A 25,992-nucleotide genomic window follows, 5' to 3' on the forward strand; every position below is an offset into this window, starting at 1 on the left:
GTCAACAGCCTGGCACTGATGGTCAAGGACAGTTCACTGCCGATCGGTCAGAGTTCTTGTGGGCGCCGGGGAACGCACGACGACCGGGCGCCCACAGGGCGGGGGAACCGCCCTGTGCACGACACGCATCGCCTTTGCCATCCAGCGCGCCGGCCGTCCGGGCCGCCGCGCCATGACCCGAGAGGGAACAGCATGCGATCGAACGTCTTGGTCAAGACGCTCGTCAGTGTCACCACCGCCGTCGGTATCGCCGTCGGGGGGCTGGCGACCGCGGGCACCAGTGTCGCGGCGACCCCGCCGGCCCAGCAGCCCGCCGTGAGCGCGGACGCCGTCGCCCCGTTCGCCGTGGTCAACCTGGGGCTGAGCAGCGCCCAGGCGAAGAACGTCCAGCGCTGGCTGAAGACGTACTACAACTACAACGGAGCCATCGACGGCCAGCTCGGCACCGAAAGCTGGAAGGCGGAGCAGCGCTTCCTCAAGAAGTACTGGAACTACACCGGGGCCATCGACGGGATCGTCGGCAGCGGCACGGTGAAGGCGCTCCAGCGCTTCCTCAAGGCCCACTACAACTATACCGGGGCCATCGACGGAATCGCCGGGTCCGGCACCCAGGCCGCGTTCAAGCGGTTCGCCAACGTGATCTAGAACCACCGCCGACGCCCGTACGGGCGTCGGCGCGCGTGCCGGAGGCCCCGCACCACCGCCTCCGGCACGCGCGCCCCTACGGCTGCACCACGATCTTCCGCCCCACCCCCGCCTTGAACTGGTCGATCGCCTCCGGGTACCGCTCCAGCGGCAGCCGGTCGCTGATGAAGACCGCCGGGTCCAGCACGCCGCTCGCGAAGAGTGCGGCGGCCCGCTCAAAGCTGTGCAGGACCGCCATCGAGCCGGTGATGGTGATCTCCTGGTTGTAGATCCGGTACGGCTCGATCACCGCGGTCGTGGCGTAGTCGGCCACCCCGAACTGGAGGAACGTACCGCCCTTGGCGACCCGGCCCAGGCCGTCCTGGATCGCTCCCGCGTTGCCGGTGGCGTCGATGACCACGTCCCAGCCGCCGGGCCGGTCCAGCTCTTCCGCGCGGGCGGCCGCGCCCGTGCAGCCGAGCAGCTTCGCGGTCTCCAGGCGCTGCGCGTTGATGTCCAGGACCTCCACCGACGCGGCGCCGGTGCGCTTGGCCAGCTCCAGCATCATCAGGCCCATCGTCCCGGAGCCGTAGATGAGGACCTCGGCGCCCAGGTTGCCCTTCAGGACGTCGTAGCCGCGCACCGCGCAGGAGAGCGGCTCGATCAGGGCCGCGTCGCGGACGTCGATGTGCTCGGGCAGTTTGACGCAGTTGGCGACCGGGGCGACGGCGAACTCGGCCGCTCCGCCGGGGACGGTGACGCCGATCGCCGCCCAGTTGTCGCAGAGGTTGCCGCGGCCGGAGCGGCAGTAGCGGCACTCGTGGCAGTGCAGCGAGGGGTCGACGGCCACCTTGTCGCCGACGGCCAGCTCGGTGACTCCGGTGCCGACGGCGACGATCTCGCCGGCGAACTCGTGGCCCGGGACGATCGGCAGGGTGGGCGCGAACTCGCCCTGGAGGATGTGGAGATCGGTGCCGCAGAGCCCGCAGGACGCCACCTTCACGACCACGTCCCGCCGGCCGGGCTTGGGGTCGTCGACCGTGGTGACGGACACCTTGCCGGGGGCCTCGACGATGGCTGCCCTCATTTGACTGCTCCCAGTGAAAGGCCCTGGACGAGTTTGTCCTGGGCGGCGTAGCCGGCGATGAGCACCGGCAGGGACACGACCACGGACGCGGCGCACAGCTGGGCGAGGAAGAGGCCCTGGCTGGTGACGAAGGTGGTCAGGTGGACGGGCGCCGTCCCGGCGACCACGCCGGTCAGCACCCGGGCGAACAACAGCTCGTTCCAGCTGAAGATGAAACAGATCAGGGCTGTGGCGGCGATGCCGGGGGCGGCGACCGGGGCGACGACGCGGCCGAGGACCGTCGGCAGCCTCGCTCCGTCGACCTGGGCCGCCTCGATGATGGAGACGGGCACGTCGGCGAGGAAGGACTGCATCATCCAGACCGCGATCGGCAGGTTCATCGAGGTGTAGAGCAGGACGAGCAGCCAGATGTTGTCCAGGAGCCCGGTGTTCTTCGCGAACAGGTAGATCGGCAGCAGACCGGCGACCACCGGCAGCATCTTGGTGGAGAGGAAGAAGAACATCACGTCGGTCCACTTGCGGACCCGCCGGATGGAGAGCGCGTACGCGGCGGGCAGCGCCAGCAGGAGCACCAGCAGCGTGGAGAACAGCGACGCGGTGAGGGAGTTGACCAGCGGGGGCCAGGGGGTCGGGCCGCCTCCGCCGCCGAAGAAGGTGCGGTAGCCGTCGAGTGTCAACGCGGCTGCCAGGGACGGCGGGTTGGTCGCGGCGTCGGCCTCCGAGTGGAAGGAGGTCAGCACCATCCACAGGGCGGGCAGGCAGAAGACGAGGCCTACGGCCCAGGCGGCCAGGCCGAGGACGGTGGAGCGCCTGCGGGCGCGGGCCGTCGGCGCGGTGGCCTTCGCGGTGGCTCGGGTGCGGGTCGGGGCTGCGGTCGAGGCGCTCATGCGCGGCTCGCCTCCTCACGGAAGAGGGAGGAGACCACCCGGAGCGCGAAGGTCGCGATGATCACGGTGCCGATCACCACGACCACGCCCACGGCGGACGCCAGTCCGTACTCATGGGCCCGGTAGAAGGTCTCGTAGACGGTGTACGGGAGGTTGGCGGTGCCGAGGCCGCCCGCGGTGATGGTGAACACGGCGTCGAAGTTCTGCACGATGTACACCGAGCCCAGCAGGACGCCGAGTTCGAGGTAGCGGCGCAGGTGCGGCAGGGTCAGGAAGCGGAACATCTGCCAGGGCCCGGCGCCGTCGAGGCGGGCGGCCTCCATCATCTCGGCGGGGCGGCTCTGCAGTCCGGCCAGCAGGATCAGCATCATGAACGGCGTCCACTGCCAGACGAGGGCAGCGGCGACGGCCATCAGCGGCATCTCGGAGGTCCACTCCGGCTGGGCGATGGACTCGATGCCGAAGAGGTTGCCGAACCAGGTCAGCACACCGTTGAACAGGCCGTACTCGGGGTTGTAGAGCGCGTGCTTCCAGAGCAGCGCCGCCGAGACCGGCACGATGAGGAACGGCGTGATGAGGAGGGTGCGGACGAAGCCGCGGCCGAAGAAGGTGCGGTCCAGGAGCAGGGCGAAGGCGAGGCCGAGTGCGACGCTGATGATCACGACCGTCGCGGTGAGCAGGACGGTGGTGAGGACCGATTCACGCAGGGCCGGGTCGGTGAAGACGGAGCCGTAGTTGGCGAATCCGGTGAAGTGGCGCTGGTCCGGCTTGAGCGAGTTCCAGTCGAAGAAGGAGATCACCAGCGTTGCCACGAAGGGCAGTTGGGTGACCACGATCAGGAAGACGAGCGCGGGGAGCAGCGGTGCGCGGGTGGCCCAGGCCTTGGCTCTGCCGCCCGTAGGGCGCTTGCCGGGCGGGGCCGGCCGGGGCGGGGTCGGCCGTACGGCGGTGGTCGTGGTCATCGGTACTCCTCCGCGACCTTCTCGGCCAGCTTCTGGGAGGTGGCGAGTGCGGCGTCCACCGACTGGCGGCCCGCGATGGCGGCGCTGATCTCCTGCGCGACCTTGGTGCCCAGGTCGGTGAACTCCGGTACGCCGACGAACTGGATGCCCGCCGTGGGGCGCGGCTGGGTGCCGGGGTTGTTGGGGTCGGCCTCGGAGATGGCCTGCTGGGTGACGTCGGCGAACGCCCCTGCTTCCTTGCGGTAGTCGGGGTGGGCGTAGGTGGACGCCCGTTTGCCCGCAGGAACGTTGGACCAGCCGCTGGTGGCGCCGACGAGCTCCTCGTACTCCTTGCCGGAGGCCCAGGAGATGAACTTCCAGGCGTCGTCGGCCTTCTTGGAGGCGTTCTGCATGCCCCAGGCCCAGGTGTAGAGCCAGCCGGAGCTCTTGGTCTGCTCGACGGGGGCCGGTACGTAGCCGATCTTGCCCTTGACCGGGGAGTTCTTGGCCTCCAGCGATCCGGCGCCGGCGGTGGCGTCGTACCACATGGCGGTCTTGCCCTGGGTCATGTTGTTGAGGCACTCGGCGTACCCGGACTGCGGGGCGCCGAGCTCTCCGTGTTCGCGCACCAGGTCGACGTAGAACTTGGTGGCCTTCTTGAACTCCGGTGAGGTCAGCTGCGGTTGCCAGTCCTCGGTGAACCAGGTGCCGCCCATGGTGTTGACGACGGTGGTGAGCGGAGCGATGACCTCGCCCCAGCCGGGCAGGCCGCGCAGGCAGATGCCCTTCATCCCGCGCTGCGATCCGTCGGTCTTCGCGGCGAGTTCGGCGACCTCCTTCCAGGTCGGTTTGGCGGGCATGGTGAGCCCTTCCTTCTCGAAGACGTCCTTGCGGTACATCAGGAAGGAGGATTCGCCGTAGAAGGGCTGGGCGTAGAGCTTGCCGTCCTTGTGGGTCAGCGACTCGCGCAGCGGCGGGAGGATGTCCTGCTGGTCGAAGTCCGGGTCGGCGTCGACGTATTCGTCCAGCGGGCGCAGCCAGCCGTTCTCGGCGAAGAACGGCAGCTCGAAGTTGGAGATGGTGGCGATGTCGTACTGGCCGGCCTGGTTGGAGTAGTCCTGGCTGATCTTGTCGCGGACGTCATTCTCGGGCAGCACCGTGAAGTGGACGGTGATGCCGGTCTCCTTGGTGAAGTGCTCCTTGGTCAGCTTCTGCAGTTCGACCATCTGCGGGTTGTTCACCATCAGGACGTTGAGGGCGTCACCGCCCCCGAAGGAGGTCCCGCCCGCTCCGGCGCAGCCGGTGGCGAGGAGGGCGAGTGCCGTGACCGCGGCGCCGGCGCGTGGCAGGCGGCGTGGGCCGTGTCGTCGGCGGGGGTGGTGGCGCATGGGGACTCCTGATCAGTCGGTAGCGGCTCGGTGATCGGGTCGGGCGAGGGGGTGGCGCGGGTTCTGCGGGGGCGGGTCGTGCGGGCAGGGCGAAGCGCGCCCCGACGGGGGGCGGGGCGCGGTGGTCAGGGGGTGCGCGGCCGGTACGAGGCCGGGGCGCGGGTCAGACGCGGATGACCTGGGGGCCCATGAGGGAGTAGCGCTGGGCCTCGGCCGAGGAGAGCCCCGCGTCGGTGACGATCGTCTCGAAGTCGCCGACACCGGCGAACCGGCAGAAGCTCACCGCGCCGAACTTGGAGTGGATCCCGGCGAAGACCCGGCGCCGGGAGCTGCGCATGGCCTGGGCCTTGACCTCGCTGACGGCCGGGTCGGGGGTGGTGAGGCCGTACTCGCGGGAGATGCCGTTGGCACCGACATACGCCAGGTCGATGACGAAGCCGGCGAGCATCTTGGAGGCCCAGTGGTCGACGGTGGCCATGGTGGATCCGCGCACCCGGCCGCCGAGCAGCAGGACGGAGATCTTCTCGGCGTCCGCGAGGACGGTGGCGACGGCCAGGGACGCCGTGACCACGGTCAGCGGGCGGTCCCGGGGGAACGCCTCGGCGACGAGCTGGGGGGTGAAGCCCTCGTCGACGAAGACGGTCTCGGCGTCCCCGAGCAGATCGGCGGCGGCGGCCGCGATCCGCGACTTCTGCGGGACGTTACGGGTGGTGCGGACCGCGAGCGTGGTCTCGTAGCCCGCCGACTCCACCGGGTAGGCGCCGCCGTGGGTCCGGCGGACGAGACCGTGCTCCTCCAGTACGTGGAGATCGCGGCGGACGGTCTCCTTGGCCACCTTGAACAGCGTTGCCAGGGCGTTCACCTCGACCGATCCGTCCCGGCGGGCGGTGTCGAGAATTCCCCTGCGGCGTTCGTCGGTGTCCACGACACACATCCCTGGCTCTTGCGGTGGCACTTTTCAGGCGGCGACCCGGTCCGTTCGGGCCCATGTGACGTTTTTACAAGCAGGGTCAGCCGCTCGACCAGGCTCTTCGCCGCATCCCCTCTGCCCGTTCGTGCCCGTTTCCGTCGGCGAACCGCCGCTGGTCACACCGGTACCACCGGCCTTTCCGGGCGCTTCCGGTGTCCGCTCCGCCGGTTTTCGCGCCCGATCCGTGCCCGAACGCGGGGAACGGTACCCGTTCCCCGGGGAACGTCAGGCGACCGGCTCCTCCTCCAGGCCTTCCAGGCTGTCCATGAAGGAGCTCACCGAGAAGACCGCGCGGCCGGGTCCCGCCGGGCCGTAGCCGGGCGGGGAGTTGAGGCCGAACTCCTCCAGCGTCGCCCGGTACGCCTGGAGCAGCCGGATGTGGTACTCCAGTGGCGCGCCCAGCGGGTTGGCCTTGCCGAGCGGGGTGGTGGGCTCCGGGCACCAGGTGGTGAAGCGCGGCACGACCCCGTTCGACATGAAGAACCGCAGGCCCTCGGTGGTCGAGTCGATCGCCTCGCTCACCTTGGTGAAGCCGAAGGGCTCGGCCATCTCGATGCCCGCGACGAAGTTCGGGATGACGTTGCGCGGGCCGAACACCTCGGCGGACTCCAGGATCCGGCGGTGCCACTCGTCGCGGCCGACGTACCGCTCCTTGCCGGGGCAGTGCAGCTGGAAGAGGCGGCGGTCCCACACCTCGAAGTTGGGGTGGTAGATGCGGATGCCGTAGTCGTGGAAGCGCTGCACGTCCTCGCGGGGCAGCGCCTGGGCCACCACCTTGCCGGTCCAGCGGCCGGGGAAGCGCTCCTCGATGGCCTTGGCGTAGTGCCCGTAGAAGTCGGCCTCGTCGCGGCCGGCGACCTGGGAGGTGATCGAGCCGCCGGTGAGCGTGTAGGCACGGGAGACGCCGGCGGTGTCGTACCGGTCGATGATCTCCAGGGCCTCCAGCACCTCCTCGACCGGCTTGACCCCGGTGTACGGGCGGCCGGCCGCCTTGTGCTGGCGCCAGTTGTGGTTGATGTCGCAGAACTGGCACTCCTCCTTGGCGCCGAAGTACTGGCACACCCGGAAGACCGTCAGATAGATGAGGTAGCCCCACTGGATGGTGGGGGCGACCTCCATCACGGACTTGCCGTTGGAGAGCTGGTGGCGGTAGTACTCCGGCATCGGCGGGAGGCCGACGTCCGCGATCCGCGCCCCGTCCAGGTAGAGGCCGAGCGTCCCGTCCTCGCCGCCGCGCACGACGTACGGGGAGTCGGGGTTGACGCGCACCGACACGACCGTGCGGCGCAGCCCGTAGGGGCCGCCGGTGAGGACGACCTCCTCGGGCGGCCGGTTGAGCGCGGCGGCACCGAGCTCGGGCAGGGTGCGGTGGTCGAAGGAGAAGATGAAGTACGACTTCGGCTTCACGTCACCGGTGGCACCGCCGATGGATCCGCTGAGCGCGGACTCGTCGAAGGCCATGCCGCCGCGCAGCAGGTCCTCCTTGATGACGGCTTCCCGGGGCACCTCGGGGAAACGCCCCATCAGGTCCTCGACCAGTGCCGTACGACTGCTGCTCGGCATGTACGCGAACCTCCGAAAGTCACCCCACCGCAACGGCGCGCGCACGGGTGGGCAGGTCTTGTCCAGTCAGCTGGCAAGCCTACGCCAACGCCTTCCGCCACCTGCACTGACCAGCGGAGAACGGATCCCGGAGGCCCTTCGGCGCCGCCCCTGGGACAATGCGGGGAGACGGGGCCGCCGGGGCCCGACCCCGACGAAAGCCCTGGCCGAACGCCCGACGAGCCGACCACCGGGGGCCGCCCATGTCCGGCACACCGACCGCCGCAGCCGGTGCTCCGATCCGGGTCTTCCTGCTGGACGACCACGAGGTCGTACGCCGGGGGCTGCACGATCTGCTGGGGGCCGAGCCGGGCATGGAGGTCGTCGGAGAGGCGTCCACGGCGGCCCAGGCGCTGGCCCGCGGACCCGCGCTCCGGCCCGATGTGGCGGTGCTCGACGTCCGGCTGCCGGACGGGGACGGCATCGCGGTCTGCCGGGAGCTGCGCTCGCGGATGCCGGAGCTGGCCTGCCTGATGCTGACGTCCTTCGACGACGAGGACGCGCTGCTCGACGCGATCATGGCCGGTGCCACCGCAGGGCCTGGCTCCTCCCTCCCGAGGCTGGCATCGGGGGGAGGGCGGCGGCCAGGGGCCTCCGGGACGGAACGGGACCCCGGTCGGTCCCCGGGGCAGGGCCGTTCGGCCCCTGCTGCGTACGGCGTCCTCTCCGGGAGGCTGGAGCCCAGGGAGCCCAGGGAGCACCGGAGAGGAAGCCATGCCGACCACAGACCACCTCGTGGAGACCGTGACCTCGCTGGTCGCGGACGCCGTCACCGCACCGTCCATGCACAACGCCCAGCCCTGGAGGTTCGTCCACCGCGCGGGCACCCGTTCGATCGCCGTGTACGGCGACCCGTCACGCTCGCTCCCGGCCGGTGACCCGGAGGGGCGCGGGCTGCACCTCGGCTGCGGGGCCGCGCTGTTCAACCTGCGGGTCTCCGCCGCCCACCACGGGCGGGACGCCGCCACCGAGCTGCTCCCCGATCCGCGCGACCCCTGGCACCTGGCCGATGTCGTGCTCCAGGAGCCAGGGCCGGTGGAGTCCGGCCCGGTGGAGTCCGGCCCGGCGGACCTGTACCCCGCCGTACGGCAGCGGCACACCAGCCGCTTCCCCTTCTCCGACGAGCGGATCCCCGGCGAGATCCTCGACGGGCTGCGCGGCGCCGCCCTCCTGGAGGGGTGCCGGCTGATCGTGCCGGGCTCCTGGCACTCGGACGCCGTCCTGGACCTGGTGCGCGACGCCGCGCTCTTCGAGTCGGCCGACGCCGTGCTCCGCGAGGAGATCGCCTCCTGGACCCGGACGGGCAGGGCGGGTGAGGGGCCGGCGACCGAGGGCATCCCGTCGTACGCCTTCGGCCCCCGGCAGTTCGGTGTGAGCGCCCCCGCCCGGGACTTCGACGCTCCGCGCGACCTGCCGGGCCGGGCCGTCGCCGCCTTCGAGGAGCGGCCGCAGATCGCGCTCCTGGGCACGGTGGACGACGCGCCGGCCGACTGGCTGCGGGCGGGCCAGGCCATGGAGCGGGTGCTGTTGCAGGCCACGCTCGACGGTCTGTCGACCTCGCTGCTGTCGCAGCCTCTCGAATGGCCCGAGCTCCGCGCCCTGACCCGTGAGCCCGGTTCCCTGACCGGTTTCGTCCACATGGTGTTCCGGTTCGGCTACGGGCCGCGCGGAGCGCCCACACCGCGCCGGCCGGTGGACGAGGTGCTGACCGTGGAGTGAGGTGCGGGTCGTCCCGCTCAACTGCCGCCGTCGGCCGCCGTCACGTAACCGGGCGGAATGATCTGGACCGGGCAGCGCCCGTGGTGCAGCAGTGCGTGGGTCACCCGGCCCAGCGCGGAACCGGAGCCGATCACCCGGTGCCTGGCGCCCATCACCAGCAGGTCGGTGAGGGCCGTGGCCTCGACGAGGATGCCCGGCACGCTGGTGCCGGTCTCGACGTCGTGGGTGACGGTGAGGCCGGGGAAGGCCGTCCGGATGCACTCGGCCACGGCGGCCGTCTCCCGCGCCTTCTCCTCGGTGAGCTCCCCGATGCTGTCGAGCATGGTGGTGAACCTGCCGACGTACGCCAGCACGTTGCTGACGCTCAGCAGCCGCAGCGACGCCCCGCGCACCTGTGCCTCGGCGGCGGCGATCAGCAGCCAGTCGAGGTCGGAGGTGTCCCGCACGGCCGCGGTGACCACGCCGGTCGCCGGCCGGCCGGGCTCGCCCCGTACGACGATCACGGGCACCTCGGTGCGTGCGGCCACGCCCAGTCCGACGGAGCCGAGCGTCAGTGAGGCGAAGCCGCCGAGCCCCCGGCTGCCCACCACGATCGTGCCCCGCTCCCCGGCCGCCGCGTGCAGCCCGTCCACCGCGTCGCCGCTGCTGAGCTCCTTCGTCACGATCAGGTCCGGGTACGTCTCCCGTACGGCGTCGACGGTCTCGGCCAGCAGGTCGCGTGCCGTGTCGCGCAGGGCCTGGAGGGTCTCGGCCGAGGTCAGGACGGAACGCCCCTCCAGGTCGGCGGCGTGGACGACGGCGAGCGGCTGTCCGCGGAGGTCCGCCTCGGCGGCGGCCCACAGGGCGGCTGCCCGGGCCTGCGGGGACGCGTCGACTCCGACGACGACGGCGCCGAGTTCCGCGGGGTCGGGAAGGTCGCTGGTCATGGCTCCTCCTCGGGGGTGTCCCGGGGCCCGGGGTGGCCCGGGGCCCGGGGTGGCCGGGGGCTGCCTCTCCACCGTCGCACCGGGGCACGGCCGCCGCGCATGGGTCCTTCGGCCCCGATCCGGCCCTCTCGGCCCCTCGCCGGGCGGGCGCCGACGCGGGGAGGGTGGACGCAGGGTTCCGCACCCGGAGTCCCGCGTACCGAGGAGGCTTTGGCCATGACCCCGCATGTCACCGTCGGAATGGACGAGTCACCCGAGAGCCTCGCGGCGGCGCTGTGGGCCGCGGAGGAGGCCGCCCTGCTCGGCGTTCCGCTGCGCCTCGTCCATGTGGAGGAGTGGCCGGTCACCGCGGAGGTGCCGGTGCTCTCCGCCGCATCACCGGTCGAGCGGTACGGGAGCCTGCTGCGCGCCACCGCCGACCGGGTCAGGGACGACCACCCCGGCCTCGATGTGACCACCGAGATGGCCCGAGGCCGGGCACCGGCCGAACTGACCGCCGCCGCCGACGAGTCCGAGGTGACCGTGCTCGGATCGCGCGGGCTCGGCGGTGTGGTGGGCTTCCTGATCGGCTCGGTGTCGCTCGCCGTCGTCGGCCGGGCGCGGCGGCCGGTGGTGCTCGTACGGTCGGGGCCGCCCCCGTCCGGGGTGCGCGGCACGGGCGGGGACGACCCCGGCGGCGCGCGCTCGGGCATCGTCCTGGGCGTCGACATCGATCAGCCGTGCGATCCGCTGCTCGCCTTCGCCTTCGGTGAGGCGGCCCGCAGGGACGAGGAGCTGCGGATCGTGCACAGCTGGTCCCCGCCTCCGGCGTACGGGTACACGGCCGTCCTGGACCCAGGCGTCGGCAGCGGCCTCGGCCGGAAGGCCGCCGACGGCCTGGCCGGGATGGTGCGGCCCTGGCGGTCCAGGTTCCCGGCCGTCCGGGTGACCGAGCGGGCGGTGGCCGGGTCCGCGGCGGCCGAGCTGGTCGACGGGGACCGGAGCGCCGCGCTGCTGGTGGTGGGGCGGCGCAGCCGGCGTTCGCCGGTGGGCCCGCACCTCGGCCATGTCGCGCACGCCGCGATCCACCACAGCCCGACCCCGGTCGCGGTCGTGCCCTTCGAGTGAGCCGTACATCCTCGCCCGCCGTCCCGCTCAGCGGGGAGCGGCATCCTCCGGGGCGTCGTCCACGATGATCCGGCGGCCGGTGGTGCGGCGGGGCGTGAGGACCATGACGTATTCCCGGCCCTCCCCCGCCCAGGGCGCCGAGTACGCCGTCTCCCGGAGGCGGCGCGCTTCGTCCTCGTCCTCCACGGCCCGGACGGTTCCGACGAGCAGCACGCTCCAGCCCTTGCTGAAGGCGTCGTCGATGTGGTCGGTCTCGAAGGCGATCTCGGTGCCCGCCGCTCCGGCGAGCGGGGAGCGGTCGCCGGTGAGGAACATGACCTCGCCGTCGAGCACCTGGTAGTTGACCGGAAGGACGACGGGGCCGTCGCCGCCGGTCAGCGCCACCCGGCCGATGCCGTGGTCACCGAGGAGCTGCCGGCATTCGGTGTCGTCGAGTTCGACCATCCGGGCCTGCCGGGCCGCCCGCCCGAGTCCGCCCGGCAGGTCCACGGTCCCGCCGGTCAGCTCCGGGACCGTGGTCTCCAGAGCGTCGGCGAGCCGGAGGAGGAAGCCGATGCCGGGGGTCGCGGACTGCTCCTCCACGTACTGGATGTAGCCGGGTGCGGCGCCCGCCCGCAGGGCCACGTCCTGCCGGGTCAGATCGAGTTGGAGGCGGCGCGCCGCGACACGTCGGCCGATGTCGCCTCGGGGCGGATGCGGTGGTCGGGACATCGTGTGGTCCTTCGGCTCGTCGGGGCGGGGCCCTACGTGCCCACGCTAACGAGAGCCCGCACCACGTGCAGTCCGGAAGCCCGTTAGGTTAGGCTCGCCTTATGCATGAGGGCTCCGCCCCTTCCCATCCCCTCCCACCAGGAGATGTTCATGCGCCTCGCGGCCGATGGCTCCGACTCCTCCGCCTCCTCCGACGCCCCGGACGCCGAGAGCCCCTTCGCTCCCATCGGACTTCCCGGCAAACCCGGCACCGACGCGTTCTGGGCCTCGGCGCGCACCCCTGCGGCGGTCCCTGACGGTGACGGCTGGACGGCACTGTTCCTGTGGCGCGGGTCTCCGGCCGATCTGGACTTCGAGAGCTGGTCCGGGCCGGTCCCGCTGCGGCGGTGGGGCGCGACGGACTGCTGGTACGCGGAGGTGTCCATGCCCGCGCGGCTGCGGGTGACCTACCGCCTCCTCGTGGACGGCGAACCCCACGCAGACCCGCTCAACCCGGCCGGGGCGGGCGGCGACCGCTCCATCGCCGCGACCCCGGACGCCCCGCCCCAGCCGCACTGGCCCGCCGTCGGCCCGGACGACATCCTGCCGCTCCCGGAGACCCGGCTGCGCTGGAGCAGCGAGCGGCTCGGCGGGCGGCGGACCGTGCGCGTCCATCCGGTGGGCGGCGGCGGTCCGGTGGTCCTGCTGCTGGACGGGGACGACTGGCTGTACCTCCATCCGGCGATGACCGCCTTCGCGTCCGCCGTGGCCGCCGGTGAGTCGGAGCCCGTCACGCTGGTGTTCCTCCCGGCCAAGGACCGGGAGGCCGAGTTCACCTGCCGCCCGGAGCTGTGGGAGGCGGTCCGGGACGAACTGCTGCCGCTGGTGGCCGGATCCGGTGTCCGGGCCGATCTGGACCGGCTGGTGGTCGCCGGGCAGAGCCTGGGCGGGCTGAGCGCGCTGTACGCAGCGCTGGCGTTCCCGGGGCTGGTCTCCCGTATCGCCTGTCAGTCGGGGTCGTTCTGGTGGGCGCCCGGCGCCGAGGAGCTGCCGGACCCGCTGGGCGGCCCGGTCGGCGGGACGGTCGCCGAACTCCTGCGCGGCGGAGCCGACTTGTCCCGGCTGCGGTGCGCCTTCGACGTGGGCGAGCACGAGACGCGGATGCTGCCGCACTGCGAGCTGACCGAGTCGCTCACCGAGCGGGCCGGTGCCACCGTGCGCGTCTCCCGCTCCGCCTCGGACCACGACCGGGCCGGCTGGCGGCAGGCGCTGCTCAGGGATGTCGCCTGGGCGCTGGGCTGAGCCGTCGGCAGGGGCGGGGGCGGCTGCCGTACGCGGGTGGGTCCCCGCCCCTCCCCCGCCGACGGCCTACCGCGCCACGGCCAGGCAGTACGCCTCGTCGCCCGCGAGCAGGTTGCGGTGCGTGTCCTCGGCGGTGACGACCCCCTCGTCCAGGACCAGCACCCGGTCCGCCGCGTCCAGGAGCGCCGGGCTGCTGGTGATCACCAGCGTGGTCCGGCCCCGCCGCAGCTTCGCGATGTTGCGGGCGATGAGCTGCTCGGTGACCGCGTCGACGGCGGTCGTCGGGTTGTGCAGGACCAGCACATCGGCGTCGGCGGCCAGCGCCCGGGCCAGCGAGAGCCGCTGGCGCTGCCCGCCGGAGAGGTTGGCCCCGCGGTCGCGGACCGCGTAGTCGAGCCCGTCGCGGTGGAGGGCGACGACATCGGTCAGCATGGACGCCTCGACGGCTTCGGGGAGCGTACGGCTGCTGCCCGACGGGTCGATGTTGGTCCGCAGCGTGCCGCCGAAGATCTCCGCGTCGTACGGATTCACCAGCAGGTGCTCCCGTACCGCCTCGACCGACAGGTCCGCCAGCTCCTGACCGCCGAGCCGGACCACTCCCTCGTACGCCGGTGGCGGGACGTTCACCGCGAGTACGGCGGCCAAGTCCGCTGCCGCACGCGGCTGGTAGGGGGCGATCGCCACGAACTCCCCTGCGGCCACGGTGAACTTCAGCCCGCGCAGCGTTCCATGGCGTACGTTGTCGACCTCCAGGTCCCCGCCGGGCGCCGGGCGTCCGGGACCCGGTACCGTCACCGGCGGGGCGGAGAGCACCAGGGCCATGCGCTCGGCGGAGGCGCGGGCGATCATCACGTACTTGGGCATCTCCGAGAACATCTTGAGCGGTTCCATGATGAACTGCGCGAGCCCCACGGCCATCACCAGTTCGCCGATGGAGATCTGGCCGCCGAACGCCAGCCAGCCCGCCGTCAGGGAGACGGCGGCGGCGAGGACGGCGTTGAGGGCCAGCGCGGTGCCCGCGTAGGCGCCGTTCACCTTGGCGACGGTGATCGCCTGGCGCTTGGCGTCGGTGCTGACCCGGCGGTAGGAGCCGAACGCCGCGTGGTTGCCGCCGAAGCCGTGGAGCGGGCGCAGGCCGATGATGAGGTCGGCGACCTTGGCCCCGGCCCGCGCCACCTTGGCCTGCTGCACCTGGGTGCTAGAGCCGATCCGCTTGGACATCACCGCCAGGATCGACAGGATGCCGACGGTCCCCACGATCACCAGCAGACCGAGCCGCAGGTCGGCCAGGCTCAGCGCGACCGCCGCGACGACCACCGCGACCAGGGAGCTGATCAGCAGCGGCACCACCTCGATGATGTCGGCGGTCTGGTCGGCGTCCTCGGTGGCGATGGTGAGGATCTCGCCGGACTTCAGCCCGTCCACGTCGTCCCTGGCCACCGGTTGGAGCCCGCAGGCCGCCACCTGGACCCGCCAGCGGTGCGCCTCGGTCGTGTTGGCCTTCTGGAGCACCCGCATGCCGAACCGCCACGACAGCGAGACCGTCGTGATGATCACGGCGAGCGAGCCGATCGACACCCCGAGGGAGCCGAGGCTGCGGTCCTGCATCGTGTGCTCGACGATCAGTCCGAGCGCGATGGGGAACGCGGTCTCGGCCGCCTGGTAGAGGCCCATGAGGACGGTGCCCGCGATCATGGCGCCGATGTTGCGGCGCAGAGCGGTCCGCAGGATGGCGGCGCCGTGGCGGGGCCGCTGCGTGTCAGTCTTCATCAAGGGGAGTCAGTTCTCATCGAGGTGGCGGGCGATCGCTTCCGGGGTACGCAGGGTGAACAGGTCGCGGATGGTGATCACCGGACCGTACTCGCGGCGGAGCAGCCCGATCAGCCGCACCGCCAGCATGGAGTGTCCGCCGAGGGAGACGAAATCGCTCACCGCGCTCACCTCGTCGTCGTCCAGGTCCAGTGCCTCGGCGAAGAACTCGCAGACCACGGTCTCGGTCCCGCCCGAAGGTCCGCGCTCCCCCGCCGTGGTCAGCGCGCCGAGCGGCCGGGCCTCGGGCAGCGCCTTGGTGTCGGCCTTCCCGTTCACGGTCAGCGGGATGCTGTCGACCTGGGCGAAGTGGGTCGGCCGCAGGAAGTCCGGTAGTCCGGCACTGACTTCAGCGGCGACCTGAGCCAAATCCCCTCCCTCCAGCACGAGGTAGGCGGCCAGCCGGTAGGCGCCGTCGACCTGCGGGTCGGGCTGGGCGACCGCGGCCACGAACCGGACCGCCGGATGGGCGGCGAACACGGCCTCCACCTCGCCGAGTTCGACCCGGTGGCCCCGGATCTTGACCTGCTGGTCGGTACGGCCCAGGTAGACGATGTTCCCGTCGGGCCGGCGGACCACCAGGTCGCCGGTCCGGTACATCCGCTCGCCGGGCGCGCCGAACGGGCAGGCGACGAAGCGGTGCGCGGTCTGGGCGCTCTGGCCCAGGTAGCCGCGGGCGATGCCGACGCCCGCAACGTACAGCTCGCCGGGCGCCCCGTCGGGCAGCGGTCGCAGCCAGGGGTCGAGGACGTACACCTCGGTGTTGTCGATCGCCACGCCGACCACCGGGTCCTGGCATTCGAAGGTGCCGACGCCGAGGGTGTTGATGGTGTACTCGGTGGGCCCGTACAGGTTGTAGCCGACCGTGCCTTCGGTCTCGGCGAGCCGCCACCACAGGGTCGGCGTGACGGCCTCTCCGCCCAGCAGCACGAGCGGGGGCCGCTGGTGCGGGTTGTCCAGCAGTCCTTCGGCGATGAGCTGCTGCGCGTAGGTCGGGGTCACGTTGATGACGTCGATCGCGTGCTCGGCGCAGTACTCGACGAGGCGGGGTGCGTCGCGGCGCAACTCCTCGTCGCAGATGTGGACTTCGTGGCCGTCGGCGAGCCAGAGCAGCTCCTCCCACGACATGTCGAAGGCGAACGACACGGTGTGCGCGATCCGGAAGGTCCGGTGGCCGTGTTCGGCGAGCACCGGTTCGAAGATGCGGCGCTGATGGTTGATCAGCATGTTGGTGAGTCCGGCGTACTCGGTCACCACGCCCTTGGGCTTCCCGGTCGAGCCGGAGGTGTAGATCGTGTACGCGGGGTGGCGCAGCCGGTCCGGATCGTCCGGGGCGAAGGTCACGTACGGCTCGGCGGCCGGCAGCGGTCGGTCCAGTTCGATCAGCTCGCCGGAGAGTCGGGGTGACACACCGCTCACCGTGAGGATCACCTCGGGCCTCGCGTCCTCGACGATGGTCGCGATGCGCTCGTCCGGGTGGTCCAGCTCCAGCGGTACGTAGGCGGCACCCACGCGCAGGACGGCGAACAGTGCGGCGATCCAGTCGAGCGAGCGCGGGATCGCCAGGCCCACGGCCGTCTCCGGGCCGATCCCGCGCTGCGCGAGCACACCCGCCACGGCCCGGCTGCGGTCGCGGAGTTGGGCGAAGGTGAGGGTCGCGCCGTCGGCGACGAGCGCGATCCGTTCCGGATGGCGGTCGGCTGCGAGGTCGAAGCGGTCGACGACGGTGTCGGTGCCGACGTCGGTACGTTCTGCGGGCTCCGGGACCGGTCCCAGTCCCGGCAGGGCGCCCATGCGTCCCGTCGTCGAGCGGGCCACGTCCTCCAGCACCCGCAGGTAGTCGCCGAGGAGCAGGCGGGCGGCGGCCGCGTCGCCGTGGCGGTGTTCCAGCTTGACGGTGAGCCGGTCGCCGGGGGTGACGACCCAGGTGTACGGGTAGTGCGTGGAGTCGTCCGCCTGGACGGAGGTGATGCCGTGGCGGGCGTTCATCGCGGCGAAGGCGTCCAGGTCCAGGAAGTTCTGGAGGACGAAGAGGTTGTCGAACAGGGTGTCGTGGCCGCTGGCCCGCTGGATCTCGCCGAGCCCCAGGTGCTCGTGGTCCATCGCCGCGACCCGCGCCGCCTGCACCCCGGACAGGTAGGTGCCGACCGTCTCCTCGGGCCGGGCCCGGGTCCACATCGGCACGGTGTTGAGGAGTACGCCGACGATGCCGCCGTGCCCCTCGCCCTCCCGGCCCGAGACGGTGACGCCGAACACCGCGTCGCTCCGGCCGGTGCGGGCGCCGAGCAGGAGGCCGAAGGCGCCGGTCAGCACCGAGTTCAGCGTGACGCCGTGAACCCGGGCCGCGTCGCGCAGGAGATCCGTCAGCTCGGCGGAGAGCGTGTGCGTGAGCGGTTGCGGCAGCTCCTCGCTGAGAGCGGGGGCCGGTCCGGCGAGCAGCGTGGGCCCGGTCAGCCCGGCCAGGTGGTCGGCCCAGAAGCGCTCCGACACGGCCGGGTCCGTGGCGGCGAGCTCCCGCGCGTACTCCTCGAAGCTCGGCACGGCCGGAGCCGCGTCCCACGGCTCGCCCGCGACGACGGCCTCGTACGCGTCGAACAGGTCGCGCAGCACGATCTCGCGGGACCAGCCGTCCCAGAGCAGCAGGTGGTAGCTGAGCAGCAGCCCGTCCCGGCCGTCGGGCAGCCGGACCACGGTCAGCCGGATCAGCGGCGGCTCGCCCGGGTCGAAGCCGCGCTCACGGTCGCGGGTGCGCACCTCCTCCACCTCGGCGTCCGTGGTCAGCTCGACCGTGCGGACGTCGACCCGCCGTCCTGCCTTGAGGAGTTGGACCGGGTTGCCGTCGTCGTCGGTGGTGAAGCCTGCGCCGACGACCGGGTGGCGGGCGATGACGTACGCCATGGCCTCGGCCAGTGCGTCGGTGTCGATCCGCCGGTCGAAGGTGAACCAGCTCTGCGCCACGTAATGCCCTGCTGCGCCTGCCAGTTGGGCCTGGAAGAAGAGGCCGAGCTGGAGCGGGGTGACCGGTGCGGTGCGCTCGGCGGTCGCGGCGGCGGTGCCGATCCGTGCCAAGGCGGTGAGCCAGTGGTCGGTGATGGTGTCGGGGATGCCGTCGGCGAGGGTGAAGGCGGCGTGGAGGCTGCCGGTAGCCTCGTCGGTCCAGGCGTTGACCTCGACGGCGTACGGGCTGTGCTGCTCACCGGCGGTGAGGCGCAGGGCCTGCGATTCGCCGCCCCGGCCGAGGTAGTTGAAGAGGACCTGGGGGCGGCCGGTGAGGAGCGGGGCCGTCTGCGGGTTGAGGTGGCGGAGGCGGCCGTAGGCGATGTGCCCTTCCTCGTCCGGCTGGCGGTCGGCGATCTCGCGGGCGGCGGCGACGGGGTCGGTGTGAGCGGTGAGGCGTACGGGGGCGATCGAGGTGAACCAGCCGACGGTACGGGTGTAGTCGTGGTGGTCCGCCGCCGGGACCCGGCCGTGGCGCTCCAGGTCGATCGCCAGGTCGGTGGGGGCCGCTTCGGGCTGGATGTGGGTGAGCGCGGCGCGCAGGGCGCCGCAGAGCAGCTCGGTGAGGCCGGTGCCGAGGGCGGCGGGGGCGGTGCGGGTGACCTGGTCGCTGATATCGGGTGCGAGGACGACGGTGGTCTCGCGCAAGGCCGTGGGCGCGGTCGTGTCCGTGGGCAGGAGCGGTGGTGCCTGGAGAGTGGTGATCCAGTGGCCGAGGCCGTCGGCGGATGCGGCGGACCGTACGGCGAGGGCCTCGGCGTACTCGGCGTACGACGTGGTCGGCGGCGGCAGAGCGGAGCCGTTCAGGGCGGTGGTCAGGTCGTCGAGGAGGATCAGCCAGGACACCGCGTCGACGGCGAGGTGGTGCACGGTGACGACCAGGGTGCGGCTCGCCGCCAGCCAGGAGAACGCGATGACGTCTCCGGCCTCGGGGTCGAGCCGTCCGGCGGCCTCGTCGGCGGCGGCCGTCGCGTCGGTGGTGTCCGGGGTGGTGACCGTGGCCTCGCGGGCGGGTTCGGTGCGCAGGGCCCAGACGCCGTGCTCGACGTGGAGCCGGAGCCGGAGGGCCGGGTGGGCGGCCACGACGGCGTCGGCGGCGCGCCGGATGTCGGCGAGGCTGACGGTGTCGGGCGCCGCCAGGGCCCTGGCCTGGGCGAACCGGGTCAGCGATCCACCCAGCTCGCGCAGGCGCAGGATGATCGGCGTGAGCGGCAGCGGGCCGTCCTCGCGGCGGGCGACGGGTGCCGGAGCGACCTGGGGCGTACGGGTGGCCAGGTGGTCGGCGAGGGCGCGCGGGGTCTTGAGGAGGAAGACGTCGCGGGGTGCGATCGGCAGGCCGTGTGCGCGGGCCCGGTTGATCACGGTGATGGCGACGATGCTGTCGCCGCCGGCGCCGAAGAAGTCGGTGTCGGCGTCCACGGTGGCGCCGGGCAGCGCCTCGGCGAAGATGCCGACGAGTGCGGCGAGTTGGGAGCCGCTGGGCGCTGTCGGTGCGTTCTGTGGTGTGGTGGCCGCGCGCTCGGTGAGGGCCTTGCGGTCCAGCTTGCCGTTGACCGTCAGCGGCAGCGCGTCGAGCGGCAGGACGCGGCCCGGGACCATGTGGACGGGCAGCTTGGCGGAGAGGAGAGCGGTGAGGTCGGCGGGCACCTGGCCCACGACATGCGCGACGAGGTGGTCACCGCCGGCCGCCACCGTGACGGCCGCATCGACGATGCCCGCCAACTCCCTGATTGCCGCCTCCACTTCGCCGAGCTCAACCCGGAACCCCTTCAGCTGCACCTGGTCGTCGGCGCGGCCCGCGAACTCCAGCTCGCCGTCGAGTGTCCGCCGCGCGAGGTCGCCCGTGTGGTACATCCGGGTGCCGTCGCCGGCGAACGGGTTCGCCACGAAGCGGCTCGCGGTGAGGCCGGGGCGGCCGAGATAGCCGAGGGAGACCTGGTCGCCCGCCACATAGATGGCGCCCACCCGGCCTGGTGGCACCGGCCGGAGCCGGTCGTCGAGAAGATAGGTGGCCAGACCGGGAATCGGGCCACCTATCGGGCTGATGTCCGTCGAGCGCGCGAAGTCCTCGTCGGTCAGGACCCGGTGCGTGACATGGACGGTGGTCTCGGTGATGCCGTACATGTTGACCAGCTCGGGCGACGCGGTGCCGTGCCGCTCGACCCAGCCGCGCAGCCGTCCGAGGTCCAGTGCCTCGCCGCCGAAGATGATCCGGCGCAGCGCGGTGACCGGTTCGTCGGCGTGGAGGTCGGCCTCGATGAACTGGTGGAAGGCGGACGGGGTTTGGTTGAGGACGGTCACGCCGCGCTCGCGGACCAGCCGGTGGAAGTCGACCGGCGAGCGGGTCAGTCCGTACTCCGGGACCAGCAGCTCACCGCCGTGCACGAGCGCGCCCCACAGCTCCCAGACGGCGAAGTCGAAGGAGAAGGAGTGGAACTGGACCCAGACGTCATGCGGCCCGAAGTCCATGTCCGGCCGGGTGTTGGCGAGGAGCGCCACCACGGCGGAGTGCGGGACGACGACACCCTTGGGCCGGCCGGTGGAGCCGGAGGTGTAGATGACGTACGCCGGGTCCTGCGGGCGCACCTCCGGCGCGGCGGTGTCGGCGGCCTGCGGTAGGTCCTCGCCCTGGACGAGCACGCGGGCCCGCACACCGGCCCGCTCCAGCAGATCGGTGAAGCGGTCGCGCTGCTCCCGGTCGACCAGGACGACCTGCGGGGCGGCGTCGGCGAGGATGTACTCCAGCCGCTCGTCCGGATAGGCGAGGTCGAGGGGTACGTACGCGCCTCCGGCGGTGACGACGGCGACCAGGGCGACGACCTGCTCCAGGGAGCGCGGCACGGCGACGGCGACCCGCTGCCCGGGACGGACTCCGGCCGCGCGCAGGGCCGATGCCAACTCGTCCTTGGCCGAGCCGAGTTCGCCGTACGTCTGGGAGCGTGTGGAGCTGTCCAGAGCGCACTGGGTCACGGCGGTGGCCGCCGGGTCGCGGTGTGCGGCGGTGTCGAACAGCGCACCCAGGGTCGTCGGGGTGACGCGCTCGGGGACGCGGTCCCGGGCGGGGACCAGTTCGTCGACACGGGCGTCCGGGCGGCTCAGCAGCTCGGTGAGGGTCCGGGTGAAGGTGTGCAGGATCGCCTCGGCGCTCTCCCCGCGCAGCAACTCACCGTCGTAGATGAGTTTGAAGCGCGGGCGGCCGTCGTCCGACCGCTCGACGACGAGCGTCAACGGGTAGTGCGGGGCACCCTCGTTGACGATGTCGGTGATGGTGAGGGTGTCGTCCGGGCCGCGCAGCGCGGCCACGTCGGTCGCGACGTCGAACACCACCAGGGTGTCGAAGAGCGAGCCCGCGCCGGCCTGTCGGCCGATCCTGGCGAGCGAGACGTGCTGGTGTGCCAGGACCGTGCTCTGGTGCTCCTTCACCGCGGTGAGCAGGTCGTACACGGTGTCGGTGGCGGCCCAACGGGCGCGTACGGGGATGGTGTTGATGAAGAGGCCCACCATGTCCCGGATGCCGGGCACCTCGGCGTCGCGCCCGGAGACGGTGGAGCCGAAGACGACGTCCCGGCCGTGCAGGATCCCGCCCAGCGTGACCGCCCACGCGCTGTGGACGGCCGCGCTCAGCGGCACGCCCGCCGACCGTGCGGCGATGTCGATGTCGTCGGCGGGTTCGGCGGCGATGTCGGCGAACCTCGCGGAGGGTGTGTGGCCCTCGGCGACGAGTGAGGGGCCGGGCAGATCGGCGAGTTCCTCGGCCCAGACACGGTCGCTCTCGTCCTGGTCCTGGTCCGCGAGCCAGCCGACGTAGTCGTGGTAGCCGCCGATCGGGTACACGGAGCCCGATGCGTGGTACTCGGCGAGCAGGGCGCGGAGCATCGGCGGCACGGACCAGCCGTCGGCGATGATGTGGTGCACGGTCTGCACCAGGACGGTGCGGCCGGCTCCGGCGCGGATGAGCGTGTAGCGCATCAGAGGGCCGGTGGCGAGGTCGAACCCGGTACGGCGGTCCGTCTCGGCGAGGTCGCGGATCTCGTCGTCGGTGATGGCGGGGCGGTCCAGCGTGGTGAAGGGCGCGCGGACGCCGCTCTCGACGACCGAGACGACCCGGCCGTCGGCCAGCGCGGTGAAGCGGGCGGCGAGGTTGGGGTAGAGCGTCAGCAGCCGGGTGGCAGCGGCCGCGAGCCGGTCGGCGTCCACCTCGCCCCGGAGCGTGAGCAGTTGCTGCTCGACGTAGCTTCCCGTGGCGTCGTCGTCGAAGACCGAGTGGAAGTAGAGGCCTTCCTGGAGTGGCGTCAGCGGGAGGATGTCCCGCAGCCGCTCGCTGTCCAGGTCGTCCACGTCGGCCTGGGTGAGCAGCGGCACGAGCGGGAAGTCGCTGGGCGTGGGGCCACCTTCGTCGAGCGCGGCGAGCGTGGAGAGGGCCGCGCCGAAGTACGTACCGAGCGTGGTGATGTCCGTATCGGTGAAGACGCCTTCGGGCCAGGAGATGGTGGTGACGAGTTCGTACGCGCCGTCGGCGTCCGGCTCGGCGATGGCGTTGAACTCCAGGGCACGCGGCAGGCGCATCCTCGGATCGCGCCTTTCGCCCAACTGCCCCGTCGTTCCCGCGAGCTGCCAGTCTCCGGCGGCTCCGGCGTCGAAGCGGCCCAGGTAGTTGAAGAGCACCTGCGGCGCGGGGCCGGTCGATTCGGTGCCGGTGAGGTAGCGCAGGGCGCCGTAGGAGAGACCGTTGCTCGGGACCCGGGCGAGGTCTTCCTTGACCGCCTTGAGGGCGGCGGCGAGGTAGTCGGGTGCGGTGAGGTCGGATGCGGTGCCGGGGTCCACGGTCACCGGGAAGAGCGTGGTGAACCAGCCCACCGTACGGGAGAGTTCGGGTTCGAATCCGGCCGCGTCCGCGACGAAGCGGCCCTCGCGGCCGTGGCCTTCCAGCTCGATGTGCGCGAAGGTCTGCTCCTGGCCACGGTCGCGGCGCCACCGGGCGAGAGCCACGGCGAGCGCGGTGAGCAGGACGTCGTTGACGCCCGCGTGGAACGTGGCGGGGATCTCGCCGAGCAGCGCGGCCGTCTCCTCGGGGCCGACGGCCACCGTCCGGGTCCGCTCGCGGGCCACGGTGTCGGCCTCGGTGAGGGCGCGCCTGCCGAGCGGTGTGTCCGCTGCGGGCAGGGCGCGCTGGAAGTACGTGCGGTCGGCGTCGAAGGGTGCGCGGCCGAGGAGCTGGGTCCAGCGCCTGAACGACGTACCGACGGGCGGGAGTTCGACGGAGACGCCCGAGGTGTACTGGCGCCAGGCCGTGGCCAGGTCGTCCATGAGGATCCGCCAGGACACGCCGTCGATCACCACATGGTGGGCGACCAGGACGAGTTGGCGTTCCGCGCGGCGCCAGACGGCGCGCAGCATGACGCCGTGGTCCGGGTCGAGTCCTTCGGTGGCCAGCTCGACGCACTCCTCAAGCGGCCGGTCGCTCTCCTGCCACTCCACGGCGGCCTGTCCGGCCGGCGGGATGTCGAAGCTCCAGAGTTCACCGCGCACCAGCCGGGCGCGGAGCATGTCGTGGCGGTCGAGGAGAGCGGCGAGGACGGCGTCGAGTCCTTCGGCGGTCAGCTCGGCCGGAGTGTTGAGGACGAGCGACTGGACGAAGCCGTCGATCGCGTCGGTGGTCTCGCCGAGCCACTGCACGATGGGCGAGCCGACGCCGGTGCCGGTCGCGGTGTCGGCGTGGTCCACGGTGGAGACGTCGTCGCGGCTCGCCACCGCGGCCAGCGCGCCGACGGTGGTGTGGGTGAAGATCTGGCGTGCCGTGACGTGGAGGCCGGCCTCGCGCAGGGCGCTGAGCAGGGAGATCGCCAGGATGCTGTCGCCGCCGAGCTGGAAGAAGTCCTGGTCGACGCCGACTTCGTCGATGCGCAGCACGGCGGCGACCGCCGCGCACACCAGGCGCTCGTTCCCGGTGGTGGGCGCTACGAGGTTGCCGGTGGGCCGGGCGGGCTCCGGCAGGGCGTTGCGGTCGATCTTGCCGTTGGCCGTGAGCGGGAACGCGGTGAGGACGACGAGGTGGGCGGGGACCATGTACTCGACCATGTGGGTGGTGGCCCAGGCCGTCACCTCGTCGGCCGTGAGCTCTTCACCGCCGCCCGAGGGGATGACGTATCCGACCAGGTAGGTGCCGCCCGCGCTGTTCTTGCGAGCGACGACACAGCTGTGCCGTACGCGCGGGTGTTCGGCGAGCGAGGCCTCGACGTCCTCGATCTCCAGCCGCATCCCGCGGATCTTGATCTGGTTGTCGGCTCGGCCGAGGAAGTCCAGCGAGCCGTCCGCCGCGTACCGGGCCAGGTCGCCGGTGCGGTAGAGGCGGGAGCCGTCGGCGGCGAAGGGGTTGGCGACGAAGCGGGAGGCGGTGAGGCCGGGGGCGTTGACGTAGCCCCGGCCCAGGAGGAGTCCGCCGACGTACAGTTCGCCACCGACACCGAACGGGACCGGGCGCAGCTCGTCGTCCAGCACATAGAGCTGGGTGTTGGGGTTGGCCCTGCCGATCGAGGTCGACAGGCGTTCGGCCTCGCCCCGGTAAATGACGTGGGAGACGCCGATGGTCGTCTCGGCCGGTCCGTAGCCGTGGTACATGGGGATGTCGAGCCGGGTGCGGAACCGCTCGTACAGCTCCGGGGTCAGCACCTCGCCGCCGCACCAGACGTGGCGCAGGCTGTCGAGGCGGCCGGATCCGCCTTCGATCTCCAGGAGGACGTCCAGCATGGAGGAGACCAGGTAGGTGAAGGTGACGCGCTGTTCGGCGATGACGCCGAGCAGGTGGTGCGGGTCGCGTTCGCCGCCGGGGCGCAGGATCACCAGCCGGCCGCCGGAGACCAGCGGCAGGAAGATCTCGTTGATGGAGATGTCGAAGGAGAGCGGCGCCTTGAACAGCGACGCGTCGTCGTGGCCGAACCGCAGGATCTCCTCCCTCTGCCACAACAGGCGTTCGCTGATGGCCTCGTGATGGATCATCGCCCCCTTGGGCCGGCCGGTGGAGCCGGAGGTGAAGATGACGTACGCGAGTGAGGTGGCGTGGACGGTCGCCTCGGGTCCGTCGGCCGGGTGGGAGCCGAACACCCAGCGGCCGAGGTCGACGGCGACGGCGTCCGGTTCGGCCGCCTCCGACTCGCCGGAGCTGTTGAGCTGGAGCACGACCCGGGCGTCCTCGATGACGACGGCCCTGCGGGCGGCGGGCCACTGCGGGTCGAGCGGGACGAACGCGCCGCCTGCCTGGAGTACGGCGAGGAGGCCGATGACCATGTCGGCGGAGCGGCCGAGGGAGATCCCGACGACCTGTTCGGCGCCGAGGCCGCGTTCGATCAGATGGTGGGCCAACTGGGCTGATTTCTCCGCGGCCTCGCGGTAGGTCAGTGTGCGGTGCTCGTCGACGATCGCGACGGCGTCCGGCCTCGCGCGCGCCTGCTCGTGGAACAGCTCCATGACGGTCGGGCGGGCACGGTCGGCGCGGTTGTCGTTCCACCGGGCGAGGGTCCTGATCCGTGCGGCGATGCTGGAGGGACCGATGGTGCCGACGGGCCGGTCCGGGAAGCCGGCCAGGTCGTCCAGGGCCAGCTGCGCTTCGGCCGGCGGAACGCCGTAGGGAACCGTCACGCTCAGGTTGTCGTCGGCGACGCCCCAACCCGGCTTCCCGCCACCGCCGTTGTCGACCCAGCCGAGGACATCGGCGAACGAGGTGCCGGGCGTGAGATCGATGCCGTCGGGGCCGGTGCCCGTCGCCCAGTACGCCAGGCCGATGGCGCACGCCTCGGCTATGGTCCGGTCGCCGTACTCTCCGATCCGCCGGCGCACATCGGCGAAGTGGGTGGGAGAGAGAAGTACGTGAGGAGCGGTCGGTTCCGTCATCGAAGACTCAGCACCCTTCCAAGGCATTCAAGTGAGCCTGACCTTACTTAGGTTGC

General features: G+C 72.0%; 14 protein-coding genes and 1 pseudogene. 5 read left to right on the top strand and 10 right to left on the bottom strand.

What is annotated here, in order from left to right:
• Positions 1-192: 192 nt before the first annotated feature.
• Positions 193-645 carry a peptidoglycan-binding domain-containing protein gene (locus tag ACQP09_RS01020; RefSeq protein ID WP_433395177.1) on the top strand — a complete coding sequence of 151 codons (453 nt, stop codon included), beginning with the start codon at positions 193-195 and terminating at the stop codon, positions 643-645.
• Between the two features lie 76 nt (positions 646-721).
• Here the strand turns inward: ACQP09_RS01020 and ACQP09_RS01025 are convergent, their stop codons facing one another.
• From ACQP09_RS01025 to ACQP09_RS01050, 6 genes are all read right to left on the bottom strand, one after another.
• Positions 722-1,711, bottom strand: a complete 990-nt coding sequence (locus tag ACQP09_RS01025) for a zinc-dependent alcohol dehydrogenase family protein (protein WP_433395179.1) — start codon at positions 1,709-1,711, stop codon at positions 722-724.
• A complete protein-coding gene (locus ACQP09_RS01030) occupies positions 1,708-2,598 on the bottom strand; it encodes a carbohydrate ABC transporter permease (protein ID WP_404066192.1) in 891 nt (296 codons plus the stop codon). Before ACQP09_RS01030 ends, ACQP09_RS01025 begins: the two co-directional genes overlap by 4 nt.
• Positions 2,595-3,560: a carbohydrate ABC transporter permease gene (locus ACQP09_RS01035; protein ID WP_433395181.1), complete on the bottom strand. Its 966-nt coding sequence runs from the start codon at positions 3,558-3,560 to the stop codon at positions 2,595-2,597. Before ACQP09_RS01035 ends, ACQP09_RS01030 begins: the two co-directional genes overlap by 4 nt.
• The gene (locus ACQP09_RS01040) at positions 3,557-4,927 is read right to left on the bottom strand and encodes an ABC transporter substrate-binding protein (RefSeq protein WP_433395183.1); all 1,371 of its coding nucleotides are present in this window, start codon (positions 4,925-4,927) and stop codon (positions 3,557-3,559) included. The genes ACQP09_RS01035 and ACQP09_RS01040 overlap by 4 nt, the downstream gene beginning before the upstream one ends.
• A 163-nt stretch (positions 4,928-5,090) precedes the next feature.
• Positions 5,091-5,852, bottom strand: a complete 762-nt coding sequence (locus ACQP09_RS01045) for a DeoR/GlpR family DNA-binding transcription regulator (protein ID WP_432150032.1) — start codon at positions 5,850-5,852, stop codon at positions 5,091-5,093.
• 270 nt (positions 5,853-6,122) lie between these two features.
• Entirely contained in the window at positions 6,123-7,460 is a 1,338-nt protein-coding gene (locus tag ACQP09_RS01050) for a radical SAM protein (protein ID WP_404066201.1), read from the bottom strand.
• Positions 7,461-7,702: 242 nt separating this feature from the next.
• Between ACQP09_RS01050 and ACQP09_RS01055 the strand changes: the two are divergent.
• Positions 7,703-8,032 (top strand): annotated as a pseudogene (locus tag ACQP09_RS01055) (response regulator); the annotation flags it as partial.
• A gap of 181 nt (positions 8,033-8,213) precedes the next feature.
• Complete coding sequence (locus ACQP09_RS01060; RefSeq protein ID WP_433395186.1) at positions 8,214-9,218, top strand: Acg family FMN-binding oxidoreductase; 1,005 nt, start codon at positions 8,214-8,216, stop codon at positions 9,216-9,218.
• A gap of 17 nt (positions 9,219-9,235) precedes the next feature.
• Here ACQP09_RS01060 and ACQP09_RS01065 read toward each other — a convergent pair whose 3' ends face one another.
• Positions 9,236-10,144 (bottom strand): universal stress protein, encoded by a 909-nt coding sequence (locus ACQP09_RS01065; protein WP_433395187.1) that lies wholly within the window; start codon positions 10,142-10,144, stop codon positions 9,236-9,238.
• Between the two features lie 216 nt (positions 10,145-10,360).
• Here ACQP09_RS01065 and ACQP09_RS01070 point away from each other — a divergent pair, with 216 nt between their 5' ends.
• A complete protein-coding gene (locus ACQP09_RS01070; protein ID WP_433395188.1) occupies positions 10,361-11,251 on the top strand; it encodes a universal stress protein in 891 nt (296 codons plus the stop codon).
• 27 nt (positions 11,252-11,278) lie between these two features.
• On the opposite strand, the gene ACQP09_RS01075 is transcribed toward ACQP09_RS01070, so the two are convergent.
• Positions 11,279-11,962: a helix-turn-helix domain-containing protein gene (locus tag ACQP09_RS01075; RefSeq protein WP_433395190.1), complete on the bottom strand. Its 684-nt coding sequence runs from the start codon at positions 11,960-11,962 to the stop codon at positions 11,279-11,281.
• A 150-nt stretch (positions 11,963-12,112) separates the two neighbouring features.
• Here ACQP09_RS01075 and ACQP09_RS01080 point away from each other — a divergent pair, with 150 nt between their 5' ends.
• The gene (locus tag ACQP09_RS01080) at positions 12,113-13,243 is read left to right on the top strand and encodes an alpha/beta hydrolase-fold protein (RefSeq protein ID WP_433395191.1); all 1,131 of its coding nucleotides are present in this window, start codon (positions 12,113-12,115) and stop codon (positions 13,241-13,243) included.
• Between the two features lie 66 nt (positions 13,244-13,309).
• Here the strand turns inward: ACQP09_RS01080 and ACQP09_RS01085 are convergent, their stop codons facing one another.
• The gene (locus ACQP09_RS01085) at positions 13,310-15,013 is read right to left on the bottom strand and encodes an ABC transporter transmembrane domain-containing protein (protein WP_433395193.1); all 1,704 of its coding nucleotides are present in this window, start codon (positions 15,011-15,013) and stop codon (positions 13,310-13,312) included.
• Positions 15,014-15,022: 9 nt separating this feature from the next.
• Complete coding sequence (locus tag ACQP09_RS01090) at positions 15,023-25,936, bottom strand: amino acid adenylation domain-containing protein (RefSeq protein WP_433395195.1); 10,914 nt, start codon at positions 25,934-25,936, stop codon at positions 15,023-15,025.
• Positions 25,937-25,992: the final 56 nt, after the last annotated feature.

This window comes from Streptomyces sp. CA-146814, from assembly GCF_050942385.1.
Taxonomy (GTDB): Bacteria; Actinomycetota; Actinomycetes; order Streptomycetales; family Streptomycetaceae; genus Streptomyces.